Source organism: Hymenobacter norwichensis DSM 15439, from assembly GCF_000420705.1.
Classification (GTDB): domain Bacteria; phylum Bacteroidota; class Bacteroidia; order Cytophagales; family Hymenobacteraceae; genus Hymenobacter; species Hymenobacter norwichensis.
In genome coordinates, this window is sequence record NZ_ATVL01000009.1 from 131767 (window position 1) to 143749 (window position 11983).

Annotated in this window: 10 protein-coding genes; 4 read left to right on the top strand and 6 right to left on the bottom strand. The window is 55.9% G+C overall.

Translation table 11 applies throughout. The features are described 5' to 3' along the window. Window positions 1–218: 218 nt before the first annotated feature. Both G536_RS0115530 and G536_RS0115535 read right to left on the bottom strand, forming a co-directional pair. Window positions 219–1616 (bottom strand): TolB-like translocation protein, encoded by a 1398-nt coding sequence (locus G536_RS0115530; RefSeq protein WP_022824528.1) that lies wholly within the window; start codon window positions 1614–1616, stop codon window positions 219–221. 167 nt (window positions 1617–1783) lie between these two features. Beyond that, complete coding sequence (locus G536_RS0115535; RefSeq protein ID WP_022824529.1) at window positions 1784–3613, bottom strand: serine hydrolase domain-containing protein; 1830 nt, start codon at window positions 3611–3613, stop codon at window positions 1784–1786. A 206-nt stretch (window positions 3614–3819) separates the two neighbouring features. Here G536_RS0115535 and G536_RS0115540 point away from each other — a divergent pair, with 206 nt between their 5' ends. Beyond that, window positions 3820–4362, top strand: coding sequence for a YfiT family bacillithiol transferase (locus G536_RS0115540; RefSeq protein ID WP_022824530.1), 543 nt, complete (start codon window positions 3820–3822; stop codon window positions 4360–4362). A 119-nt stretch (window positions 4363–4481) separates the two neighbouring features. On the opposite strand, the gene G536_RS0115545 is transcribed toward G536_RS0115540, so the two are convergent. The 3 genes from G536_RS0115545 to G536_RS0115560 all read right to left on the bottom strand — a co-directional run bounded on the left by G536_RS0115545 (window position 4482) and on the right by G536_RS0115560 (window position 8867). Continuing rightward, window positions 4482–5810, bottom strand: coding sequence for an LruC domain-containing protein (locus G536_RS0115545; protein WP_084708646.1), 1329 nt, complete (start codon window positions 5808–5810; stop codon window positions 4482–4484). Window positions 5811–6418: 608 nt separating this feature from the next. After that, window positions 6419–7528 (bottom strand): LruC domain-containing protein, encoded by a 1110-nt coding sequence (locus G536_RS0115550; RefSeq protein ID WP_169515113.1) that lies wholly within the window; start codon window positions 7526–7528, stop codon window positions 6419–6421. Between the two features lie 460 nt (window positions 7529–7988). Then, the gene (locus tag G536_RS0115560) at window positions 7989–8867 is read right to left on the bottom strand and encodes an SDR family oxidoreductase (RefSeq protein WP_022824534.1); all 879 of its coding nucleotides are present in this window, start codon (window positions 8865–8867) and stop codon (window positions 7989–7991) included. A 114-nt stretch (window positions 8868–8981) separates the two neighbouring features. On the opposite strand from G536_RS0115560, the gene G536_RS0115565 reads away from it, so the two are divergent. The 3 genes from G536_RS0115565 (at window position 8982) to G536_RS0115575 (ending at window position 11002) form a co-directional block, all read left to right on the top strand. Beyond that, window positions 8982–9314, top strand: coding sequence for a hypothetical protein (locus tag G536_RS0115565; protein WP_022824535.1), 333 nt, complete (start codon window positions 8982–8984; stop codon window positions 9312–9314). Between the two features lie 3 nt (window positions 9315–9317). Further along, entirely contained in the window at window positions 9318–9770 is a 453-nt protein-coding gene (gene msrB, locus G536_RS0115570; RefSeq protein WP_022824536.1) for a peptide-methionine (R)-S-oxide reductase MsrB, read from the top strand. Between the two features lie 302 nt (window positions 9771–10072). After that, window positions 10073–11002, top strand: a complete 930-nt coding sequence (locus tag G536_RS0115575; protein WP_169515114.1) for a hypothetical protein — start codon at window positions 10073–10075, stop codon at window positions 11000–11002. Between the two features lie 140 nt (window positions 11003–11142). On the opposite strand, the gene G536_RS28215 is transcribed toward G536_RS0115575, so the two are convergent. Continuing rightward, a complete protein-coding gene (locus G536_RS28215) occupies window positions 11143–11970 on the bottom strand; it encodes a phosphatase PAP2 family protein (RefSeq protein WP_022824538.1) in 828 nt (275 codons plus the stop codon). Window positions 11971–11983 lie beyond the last annotated feature (13 nt).

Consider the following 11983-nt stretch of genomic DNA (forward strand, 5'->3'; position numbering starts at 1 on the left):
TGGGTGGGAGAGGTGAGGATTGCGCTGAACTCCCAGTTGGAGCGGCTGCGGTACGGGCCCGCAAAGGTACGGAATGTCGAGCCGCAGGTTCCTGTTGAGTTTTCTATAAATCGAGAGGTGCGTTGCTTTTCGGTGGGCAGGCTGTTCCTCAGGGCACATATACAAGCCGCCCCAACCACGCGAAGCGGCCGGGGCGGTTTCAGAAGGCAGAGGAGGAGCTATTTGGCGGGCTCGGGGTACTTGCGTTTCAGCCAGGCCTCCGGCACGGGTACAATACAGATGTTCATGGCGCGGTTGTCGGCGGAAAGCATGGCAGATTGAATCTGGATGCGGGTGCCGTCGGGGCTGAAGGTGGGGTGAGGGTGGTCGGCGGCGGTGGTTTTGTGGCCGGTGGAGAGTAGCAGCATCTCGCGGGTGTGCCGGTCAATCAGGTACAAACTGCGCGAGAAGTCGTCGCCGACCACCCAGCGGCCATCCGAGGAGCCGTGTACGTGCCAGAGGCCACTGCCCCTGGGTGTCTGGCCGGCAATGGTCATCTCGCGGGTACGTAGGTTCACGATGCCCAGGCCAGTTGGCTTTTCGCGGGTGCCAGCCTCGCCCCAGCCCACTTCCTGGCCGGGGTTCACTTGGTCGGGGGTGGTGGCGGTAGCGTTGCTGGCGGTAGCAGGGCCGGTGGTGCTCTTGGTGAAGTTGACTTTGCGGTGGCCCATGATGGCAATGGCTACCTCATCGGGCCCAATAACAGCTTCGTGCGTCACCCATTCAAAGTCGGCCTCGGGGTAGAGCGGGCGCAGGCCGGAGCCGTCGGCCAGCACCGTCCAGGTCCGTTGCGGCGACTTCCCGCCGGTTTCCCAGCAGAACACGATTTCGCCGGGCATCCAGGGGTTGGTTTGCACGTGCCCAATCTGGAATGGCACCGACACCACGTGTTTCACCGCGCCAGTGCGCACGTTCATGCTGGCTAGCCCGGCCGGCCCCGCACCCATTTTACGCGGTCCGAACGAGTCGGTAATCTTGGTGTCGGGGGCTAAATGCTTGGCGGCTTCGGTTTTGCCTTCGCGGAAGTACACCACGTCCTCGTTGGCGTCGAGCGCCATGTCGCCGCCAGCGCCCAGTTCGGGAGCGGTGGTGCCGCACACCCGCTGGTACGTGCTGGCGGGCTGCATCTTGCCGGCCTTGCTGTCAGCAAACAACCGGGCCAAGTCCACCTCAATTATCTGCACGCTGTGGGGTACGTCGGGCTTCACGTCTTTGCTGAGGTTGCGCATGAAGTAGAGCTTCATCGACTTGCGCGCAATGTTGAGCATGCCGGTGTAGCCGCCTTCCGTCACCTGCACCATCTCGCCGGTTTTCTCGTGCACCGCCATAGCCTCGCCGGGCACCCGGCCCGAGCGGAAAATCAGCCACTGCCCATCGGAAGTCCATTGGATGTGGGTCTGGTAGATTTTTGAGTCGCCGGCCGGGGTGCTGGTTAGGAAAGTGAGTATGGTGCCGGTTACCGGGTCCTTCACCACTTTGCGCTCCGAGGGAAACCGGCGGCCAATCTGGGCCTGCGCGGGGGCGGCGAGCAAAGCAGTAGTCAGTGCCGCGAGCAGCAGCGGGAAGGTTGTTTTCATGGGTGGGATAGGGAAGAGGCGTGCGTATTCTATGGAATATCCAAAGACACCATTACACCCGCCGCTTCCATCCTGCACCCTCCTGCGAGGCTGGCTGTTTCATCGGTCTTCACTCAGGATGAAGCTGCGATTCAACCACCCACGAAGTACAGAGACTAAGTATTTCTCTATACCGACCAAAACTGCAAACTCATCCAACCATAGGTAGCCAGTGCCACGGACAACCAGCCCAGGGCGCCATAGGTAAGCAGCAGGTACCACGCCACCACGCGGCTCCGAAACCCGCGGAAGTGCCGCACCGTGAGTACCAGCCCAGCCAGGATAAGCAAGCCAAAAAGTGCCGGTCCGACCCCGAGAAGCACTGTTTTGAAGTTGAAGTGGCCACTGTCCCAGACCTGGTCAGCCAGCCCAACGAAAGCCACCACAGTAACCACCAAAACAGCGGTAGCCAGCAGCGGCAGCAACCGGGGCAGCACCTGGGCGCGGGGCGTTTGGCGGCGAAGCGCAAAAATCAGCCAGATCAGCCCGGCTACGCTGGCCGTAACAATCAATAGTAGACTAAGGCCGAATATAGCGGGCCGCAGCCACCACCACGTATTGCTGGCTTCCAGCGAGTAGCCGCCGGCAGTGATAAGGGCGCGGCGGTTGTCCTGGTCGTGGGTGAGGACGATGGTAGCTTGCCGCTGGGCGGGGTGCCGGAACGTAAGCGGACCGGTGGGGAGTAGCGTATCGGGCTTGCCAACGAGCGGCTGCAACAGCAGAAACTGCCCGTGTTGAGTGAGGTGCTGGTCGCCGAGCAGGTAGTCGCTAAGGCCGAAAAGCTGGTTGCGCGGCGCAGCGTCTTCGTAGTGGCCGAGGTAAGGAGCTACGGCCGCTGCATCCAGCGCCACAACCGGGGCCGGAGTGGGGGTAGGCGCTTGGCGCAGCAGAAACTCCCGCACCACCTTGTCGATGCTGCTGGTGCCTTGGTCGCCGTTGTTGGACAGCGCGTAGCCCACGCCCAACTCCCGGTTGTACGCCACCGTGGACCGGAATCCATCAATACCGCCCCCGTGCCCCCGAAACGAGGCTTTGCCTTTCCAGTTCATCACTTGGTTGGCAAGACCGTAGCCGGAAAGCAGACCAGCCCGCGCTTCAAGGGGACTGTGGGCCGTTTCCATTTCGCGCAGGGAGGCGGGTTGAAGCAACTGGGTGCCATCGGGCGTTCGGAAATCATGGAGGAAGAATTGCACCCAGCGGGTAAGGTCGGCGGCCGAGGCACTCATCGAGCCGGCCGGGCCGGCGTAGATGGGTAACAGCGTGAGGCGGCGGTAGCGGCCATTGTCGTAGGCGTAACCGCGGGCTAGCTTGGGGTTGGTAGCGGGGCGTAGGTCGGCGGTGGCGTCGGGCATGCCTAAGGGGCGCAACAGGTGTTGCGCCAAGTACTGCTCGTATGGTTGGCTGCTCAGCTTTTCCAGCAGGTAGCCGGCCAGCAGATAGCCAGGGTTAGAGTACGACATCCGTTCCCCCGGCCGCCAGCGGCAGCGTAGCTCCCGGCGAAATACCTGCACGACCGCCGCGCCGCGCGGGTCGGTGGCGGTGGTGTTGTACACGTGGTTAAGGTGCATGTCGTCGAAGCCGGCGGTGTGCTCTAATAGGTGCACCACGCGCACGGGGTTGGTGGCCTCCCAGGGGTTATCGATGGTGATTTCCGGAGCCAGCTTGTGTACTTCGTCGTTGAGGTGCAGCTTGCCCTGCTCCACCAGTTGCAGCAGGCCCACGGCCACAAACATCTTGGTAACCGAGCCCACCCGAAACAGCGTGTGCGCCGTTACGGGCTGCTTGTTCTCTACATCGGCCAGCCCCAGCCCGCCCTCAAACAGCACCGAATCGTGCGCTACCAGTGTGAGCAATACGCCCGGCATGTGCTCCTTGGCCATGATGCGCTGAATGGAATCGGTGAGCTGCGGAACGGTGGTAACGGGCTGGTGCTGGGCATGGATAGTAGGAAGGACCAAGACTATTAGCAGCGTTAGAAGCAAGAGTGACTTTTTCACGATAAGCAGCGGGAAGTTAGGATAGAGAAAGATTAGATGGCTGGAATATATAGGTTTCATTGCTATATATAGTTCGGGACTGATCAGCAGGTTGGGCTAAAGAGTTTTGTGGGTTTCAACGCTGGGTTCTGGCGTTGCTACTCCAGCCGTTTTCATAGTTTGCGGCCATGAAAAACAATCTGCCTGACCTCGACTTGCAATACCCCATCGGGCGGCCCACACTGCCAGACAAGCCGCTTACTCCCGCTGAGCGGGTCGTGTACATCGAGCAACTGGCGGCACTACCCGCCCAGCTCACGGCTGCTGCCCGCCAGGCCGGCGGAGTACGACTGGAAAATACCTACCGCCCCGGCGGCTGGACCGGCCGCCAGGTGCTGCACCACGTAGCCGATGTGCACTTAAACTTCTATCTGCGCTACCGCTTAGCTCTCACCGAAGACCACCCCACCATCCGGCCCTTCGATATGAATGCCTGGGTGGAATTACCCGATGTGGCTGCCACGCCCGTTACGGTGTCGTTGGCACTGCTGGAGGCGTTGCACACGCGCTGGGTGACGTTGCTCTGGCATCTAACCGACGAGAAGTGGCAGCGCACATTCCATCACCCGCTCTACCAGCAGGATTACACCCTCGACCAAGCGCTGGTGCAATACAGTTGGCACGGCCGCCACCACTTGGCTCATATCAACCTGCTCAGCCGTGCAGACTAACAGCATCATACAGATAACAGATAGGAACGATTAGCATCAAAAAAATAGCCCTCCGAAACATCGTTTCGAAGGGCTGCAAGTAGTAATCGGGGGTATGCCGTGGCTACCCGAAGGCTAAGTTAGTCGCAGGTGCTGAACGAGCCAGCGGCAGGTGCTGTGTTGGCCCAGGTAGGCGTGAAGTTTGGCAGGCTGGTGAAAGTGGGGTAAACAGTAGAGATACGCACGTTTTCCAGGGGCCACTTCCAATCGGCCGGAATCAAGATGCCGTTCGGATATACTTTGCCATCGGTATCGGTCCAAGTGTCACCGGTGTTGGCGGCCAAGTCATAAATGCCTAAGTCGTAAGTAGGGGTGCCGCTAGCAGTACCGGAGATGTACACCGAAATGAAGGGCTCATACGGACGGGCCGCATTATAGCGGAAGGTGCTGTTGATGTTGACCGTAACAGTGCGGGTAGCTGGCGTCACGCACAACTCTGAAGCTACAGTATTAGCAAAACCGGAAGTACCACTGGTCGGTAGGGCAGTCTTAGTGCTCGGGAATACCGTTACCGTGTAGAAAGTACCGTTGTCCTGTACGTCGGCTGCACCGGTAATGCTGGTTACGCCGGTTTTAGGCAGGTTGAATTTGAAAGCATGGTCGTAGCCAGCACCGCGAGCCGAAGCTGTAAAGGTGATGTCCATAGTAGCAGCGCGCTTGGTTACGTTCGACTTGATAACTAAATCATTGTAGTCGGCGTCATTACCAGCGTTACGCAAATCTTCCCAAGCGTACGTGAAGTCGATAGGAGCCGAGCACTCGGTTTTGTTGAGTTGGAAGAAGCTGCCGCCGTTCAGGCCAGGGAAACGGGTAGCGCTATTGATGGACACACAGTTGCTGGTGCCGTCGCACTCAGTGCCCCAGGCTACACCGCAGTTGGTGAGTTCAGCATTGGCTGCAATGGAAACCAAGTCGATGTTCAGGCAATCCACGGCTGAGCGGGGAATCCGGGCGGTGAAGGTGGTGCGGCGGTCAGTGGCACGGAAGCAAGCCTGGTAGGCAAAACGGTCGGGCATAATGCCAAAAAGACCAATTTTCCAGCTTCTAACGAGCTGAGCACAATCCCGGAACACGTCCAGGTTGGTTTCAAGCAGATAAACGTTGGGCTTGGTGATTTTGTAGGTAACGTAGAGGTAGTTGTTGTCGAGGGCGGCATCTACCGTACCAATGTACTGGCGCTGACTATTCACCAAGCAAACTGATTTGCAAGTTGCTGGTAGCGTAGCGTAAGAATCGGTAGAAGACGTGCTAGCGCTCAGCTTAGGATTTACGTCGTCTACTTCTTTTGTGCAACTTTGAAAAGTGAGTGAGAGAAGCGAAGCTGTAACAACAGCTTTCACCGAACGGAGTAACCAGTTCTTCATGATGATTTTGGGTTTTGTTGGGTTAGGTGTGTTAATGAAAGACATAAGCTTTGACTAAAGCCTGTCTTTTATAGAACGATTTGTAGAGCAAATGTAATTTGATGTTTATATATTAAAAAAATAAATTGAAATTATTTTAAATAAAAATCTATAATAACTTGATAACTATATGATTAAGATATTTTATAATATAATTTATAATTATTGTAATAAGATTAAAATTTTTCCTTTTATTGACATATTCTAATTGAAGTTCACTTGCATCGAAAACACGTTTTTCATTAGACTATTATAAATTATGTGATTGAATATCAATAAATTACAATTAAATTAAAGACGAGCTTATACATTGAATAGTGCAATTAGAAGTACTCTTTTGCAATGCTTAGATAGGTTGAATTGTCATTAGGACAGCCATACGATAGATGGCATGCTGATCGGTTAACCTGCCCTTGTTTTAACCGTCTGTGGCAGACGGTAACCGACCGCAACTTGTAGCGCACACATATTCCACCTTGGCAACAACTTATGAGTTAAGTAGAGCGTCACAGAGAGCAGCCAAGAGCATAAAAAAAGCCTCCCGAAACATCGTTTCGGGAGGCTTTTTTTATGCTCTTGGCTGCTAGACAGCTCAGTGGCGGGTTGGGAATACTCTAGTTGCAGGAACTAAACGTGCCCATAACGGGGGGCGTATTAGCCCAGCTTGGGTTGAACCCATCCGAAATGCTTCTGAAGTTGGGGTAGGCGGTTGTGATGCGCACGTTTTCCAGTGGCCATTTCCAGTCGGCCGGAATTAGGATGCCGTTCGGATATATTTTGTTATCGGTGTCGGTCCAAGTGTCGGGAGACGTTGCTACGCCGTACACGTTCAAGTCGTAGCTAGAGGCGCCATTGGCGGTACCGGAGGTGTACACCGAAATGAAGGGCTCGTAAGGACGGGCGGCAATGTATGGGAAGGAGCCGTCGATGGCAATGGTTACCTGACGGGTAGTAGGCGCAACGCAAGGTTCCGAAGATACCGTATTGGCAAAGCCTGATGCCCCTGCGCTAGGTAGAGCCATTTTCGTGCTCGGGAATACGGTCACTGTAAAGTAAGTTCCCATATCCTGCACGTTAGCGGCCCCAAAGATGCCTGCTGCTCCTAGCGGAATACCTGTTTTGGCAATGTTGAATTTAAAGGCGTGATCATAGCCAGCACCGCGAGCTGCAGCCGTAAACTCGATCTGCATCATGTTGCTGGTTTTAATGATGCCCGACTTGATAACTAAGTCGTTGTAATCAGCGTCGTTGCCTGTATTACGCAAATCTTCCCAAGCATAGGTGAAGTCAACAGGGCCGTTGCAACGGCTCTTGCAGAACTCGAAATAAGTGCCCCAGTTGGCTCCCGGAAACTGGTTGGCGCTGTTCAGTGTCACACCATTGCCAGACTCATTACAAAGGCCGCCCCAGGCAGTTTCGCCGTTGGAAAGGGCCGCATGCGAAGCAATGTAAAAACAGTCATCCGTGCCAGTAGCATCAACCACTGAACGCGGAATGGTAGCTGTGTAAGAGGTTTTGCGGGCACCTGCGGTGAACGAGGCTTTGTAGGCAAACTTGCCAGGAATGGCTCCGCCGCCGCTTATCTTCTTGGCGTTTCGGAAGGCATCAATGTTATCGAAAATATCCAGGTGGGTTTCCAGCAGATAAACGTTCGGGGCCGTGATATTATACGTCACGTACAGGAAGTTGGCATCTAATGCCACGTCCACGGTACCAGTGTACATAGTGCGCCCAGCTACTAGGCAAACCGACGTGCAGCTAGCCGGAGCTACCATGGCCTCGGCTGAGTTAGCTTGGCTTGGTAGTACTGACTCAGCCTCTTTGTTACAGCTTTGGAATGCCAAGGAGATGCACAAAGCAGAGAGCAATGTTTTGAATTTGTTGGGTAACCAGTGCGCAGCCATAGGTGAAATTTTTGTGGGTTTTTTGGAAAAAAGAGAACGGTTATGCTTGTAAAAGCATAGAATGATTTATATAATAAATATAAATAATTATTAATAAAGAGCAAAATAAAATACGTTAGTTTAAATTTAATAAATTATATATAATTGATAGTCAGATACATGATTTCTGCTGGTGGGTATGAAATGCTGGTGTTGTAGAGCTAGCCGGCTGAGCCTGACGCAAAACGCCCTTCCTGCCAAATGGCAAGAAGGGCGTTTCCCTGGTGAGGGCTAAAGCGGTTTAGCTGCCTTTGGGCATACCACCAGTTACTTCCAACAGGCTACCCGTAGAATAGCTGCCATCTTGAGAGGCGAAGTACACATAAGCAGGAGCCAACTCCTCCGGCTGGCCGGGGCGGCCCAGCATGGTGGCGTCGCCGAACTTCTTGAGGTCTTCTTTAAGCATGGTTCCCGGAATAAGTGGCGTCCAGATGGGGCCGGGTAGCACAGCATTCACCCGGATTTTCTTTTCGCCCAGGTAGGCAGCCAAGCTTTTGGTGAAGGTGTGAATGGCGCCCTTGGTGCAGGCGTAGTCAATCTGGTGGGCATTGCCAACGAGGCCTACAATGCTGCCCGTGTTGATGATGGCGTCACCTTCTTTCAAAAACGGAATGGCTGCTTGGGCCATGAACAGGTAGCCTTTGATGTTGGTATCGAAGGTGCGGTGAATGTTTTCTTCGGGAATGCTCTCGAAGTGCTCATAGCCCATTTGATAGGCAGCATTGTTAACCAGCACGTTCAAGCCGCCCAACTCTTCGTTGGTGCGCACCACGGCGGCGCGGCAAGCATCCGACGAGCGGACGTCGCACTGAATGGCTAGGAACTTGCGGCCCTGGGCCTCTACGGCACGGCCCACTACGGCGGCGTCTTCGGCGTTGGTTTGATAGATAATGGCTACATCGGCACCTTCCATGGCAAAAGCCAGCGCTACGGCCCGCCCAATGCCAGAGTCGCCGCCGGTAATCAGGGCCACTTTGCCTTTCAGCTTGTTGGCCGCCTGATAGCTCGACATATCCCAGTCGGGCTGCTTGTCCATGCTTTCCTCGCTGGTAGGGTAAGAAGTTGGTTTGGGGTTGATTTCGCTATTGGTTGGGCGTGGTTCGTTTTGTTCGGTATTCATAGCTTGGTGGTAGTGAAAAGGAGTAGTTTCCTGCTTGGATACGCAAAACCAGGCACAAAGTCAGAGAAGGCCGGAAAGTTGTTGTTAGTTGCCGCCGCTGCCGTATACTGCACCATGATAGACCCCGCCACGTTTCTGCTGCACACCCCCGACGCGGAAAAAACCGTTGTCTACATTCACACGCCCGACGGCGACATTGAGGAACACCCCGCGCTGCTGGTGGCCCAAACGCGCCGCCGCAAGCTGTTTATCACGCTGGAAACGCGCCGCCGCTACCTCACGCACACACTGGTCGAAGACGGCCAGCCCGACGAAGTCGAGCAAGAGTTTCTCGATGACTATACCGAAGTAGAAGACCTGATGGAAGACGCCGGCCTCGACGGTATTCACGACGGTGAGCAAGGCATTGTGTACCACAACCTGCTTTATCTGCTCATGAACCCGTAAGGTATGCTCCGCTGGATTGATGTGCTTACGTACGCCAAGTACGGCAACCCCGAGCCAGTGCGGCGCGTGAACCTGACAGAGGAGGAATGGGCCGCCCAACTTACGCCAGCGCAGTTTCGGGTGTTGCGCCAGCAGCACACCGAGCCGCCGTACCGCAACGCCTACTGCCGCTCCTACGAGCCGGGCCTGTACGTCTGCGCCGGTTGCGGCAATGCGCTTTTCGATTCCGGCACCAAGTACCACGCAATATCGGGCTGGCCTAGCTTCACGCAACCCTTGGCTCGCAATGCCATCCGTTACCTCTTCGACGACAGCCACCACATGCAGCGCATGGAAGTGCGGTGCAACGTGTGCGCCGGTCACCTGGGCCACGTTTTCCCCGACGGCCCGGCACCTAGCGGCTTGCGCTACTGCATCAATTCCGAGAGCTTGAGCCGGGTGGAATACCAAGCGTAGGGGCTGAGAAACAAATAATAAGTGCCATAGCCTATAGTAGCTGACGCATGGCGCGGCTTGGTTGATTGGGTTCCTTCCTGCTTCGTACCGGGTGCATGGCGGCAGATAAGCGGCAGCAGAAGCAAATAGAGTCCTGCGCTTAGTAGTGCTGAGCCATGCACATAGGGTGATTGATATTGTCCTAGCTTTACACCGGTTCTACCTCAGTGTATAGTTAGGCTGCGGTGTAGAAGCTGATTTTCCACCCACTTTCTTTTCTGCCGCTTATGCACGCCAGTCGCCGACGTTTTGCTTGGTTATTGTTGCCGCTCACTGCTTTGATGGCTGCGGCCAATTACCCGCCTGGTTCGCCAGTGGCAACTCCCGCGCTGGCAGCATTTACGGAAGGCGTCATTACCACTCGGGTTTCATTGCCCGGCAACCCCTTCGATAAAGTCCTGAGCCAACTGGACCCAGCGAAAGGCGACGTGCAGCAACAGATGCAACGCATTATCGGGGCTATGTCGCCGGCCGAGCAGCAGCAGATGCAGGCCGCGGCCGAGAAGAGTCCGCCCGCCATGACCATGGGCGCCATGATGCTTCCGCGCAAAGGCACCATCTACTACCGCAACCAGGAAGCCCGTGCCAGCACCGATGCCCTGACATACCACCTCGAAAACTATTTCAACGCAACTAAAAACAGCGGCTTGCTGCTGCTGGCGGCGCAGGGCCGAGCTGATAACGTTGCCTACACGTACGATGCCGCTACCGTTAAAAACACGTGGCAAACGATATCCGTCACCGACGTGGACTACACCATGAAACCGACCACCGAAACGGCATCGGTGGCAGGGTATCCAAGCACGAAAACGACTTATACGCTCAAGCCTGGCGTAGCGAATGACTCTGCTCCGGGACCCGGTGGGATGTCGGAAAAACCAGTGGCTCTCGATGTGTGGACTTCCGCCCAGATACCCCAGATGTTGAATTTTGCTCATCCCGTCTACGTCAAGGAAAAGCAAGGCATCACCAAACTGGTCGTGTATTTCGACAAGGAGCGTAAGCACAAGCTGCTCTATGAGTTTGTGAGCGTGCAGGTCAAGCCCGTTACCACCCAAAACCTGCAAATTAAAACCACCGGCCAGGTTCTGGACTATGCCAAAGACCTCAACCTGATAGGGGCCAAAACGCTTGCTATTATGTTTGGGGGAGGCCCGCAACGGACGGAGAAAAGTACCGAAGGAGAAGAATAATTACCTCGCTGGGCGTTTCACCGGCCCATTGGGCTCCAGCACGCTGTATGCCGATGAGCAGAGTGTCTGAAACGTAATCCAGCCCCGTATTTTCTAGCCAAACTTGGGAATACGGGGCTTTGCGAGGTGGCAGCGGTGCGCTACTTCGTAGGCCGCCAGGTGAAGGTGAGGCCGGCGGCGCCTTGGTAATACATTGGCGAGAAGCTGGTGCCTTCCAGCAGGCGAGGCTTATGGCCCCAACGGTTGCGGTGGGAGAGGTAGGCCAGGTGCGCCGACAAAATACCGAAGCCCGCCCCGGCTACCACGTCGCTTTGCCAGTGCTTGTTGTTGAGCATGCGCAGGGCCGCTACGCTGGTCGCAATGCCGTAGGCGCCCACCCCATACCACTGGCTTTTGTCGCGCAGCTCGGCGTGCACAATGCTGGCCGCCAGAAACGCCTGCGCCGTGTGGCCCGACGGAAACGACAACTCATCGGAGCCGTCGGGGCGGGCTACGCTGGTGAGGCGCTTGGTCAGGAACACGCTGGCCAGCATGATGCCCTCGGCCTTGCCGATGAGAAGCAGCGTGTTCAGCCGGTCGTTGCGCGACTCCACGCCGGCCAACGCCACGGCTCCTAGCTCCATGTAGGGTGCGAAAATCAGGATGTCGTCTACGCGGGTGCGGAAGTTGGGAAACTCCTTGCGGATGTCGCGGCGGGCGTCGTAGCTGCTGTAGAAGCCGTTGTTGTTGATGGTACTGATGCCGTAGCCAATCATGATGGCCGGGATGATGGTGGCCTTCACCAGCTTGCCCTTGTACCACGGCTGCGGCGCCCTGATGGGTACGCCGTCGGGGTTTTCAAACTTGCGTAACGTATCCGTATCGACGGGTGGCGGGGTGGGGTTGGTGGGCACCTGAGCGTAGACTGGCCCGAAAGATCCGGTAAACAACAGCAGCGTAACAACCCGTTGAAGCAAATAAGAACGCATAAGAAGGAAGCGG

Excerpts from the sequence above, each read along its gene's own strand:
- G536_RS0115545 (WP_084708646.1), bottom strand. The coding sequence starts at position 5,810 with ATGTCTTTCATTAACACACCTAACCCAACAAAACCCAAAATCATCATG.
- G536_RS0115550 (WP_169515113.1), bottom strand. The coding sequence starts at position 7,528 with ATGTACACTGGTACCGTGGACGTGGCATTAGATGCCAACTTCCTGTAC.
- msrB (WP_022824536.1), top strand. The coding sequence starts at position 9,318 with ATGCTCCGCTGGATTGATGTGCTTACGTACGCCAAGTACGGCAACCCC.
- G536_RS0115530 (WP_022824528.1), bottom strand. The coding sequence starts at position 1,616 with ATGAAAACAACCTTCCCGCTGCTGCTCGCGGCACTGACTACTGCTTTG.
- G536_RS0115560 (WP_022824534.1), bottom strand. The coding sequence starts at position 8,867 with ATGAATACCGAACAAAACGAACCACGCCCAACCAATAGCGAAATCAAC.
- G536_RS0115540 (WP_022824530.1), top strand. The coding sequence starts at position 3,820 with ATGAAAAACAATCTGCCTGACCTCGACTTGCAATACCCCATCGGGCGG.
- G536_RS28215 (WP_022824538.1), bottom strand. The coding sequence starts at position 11,970 with ATGCGTTCTTATTTGCTTCAACGGGTTGTTACGCTGCTGTTGTTTACC.
- G536_RS0115565 (WP_022824535.1), top strand. The coding sequence starts at position 8,982 with ATGATAGACCCCGCCACGTTTCTGCTGCACACCCCCGACGCGGAAAAA.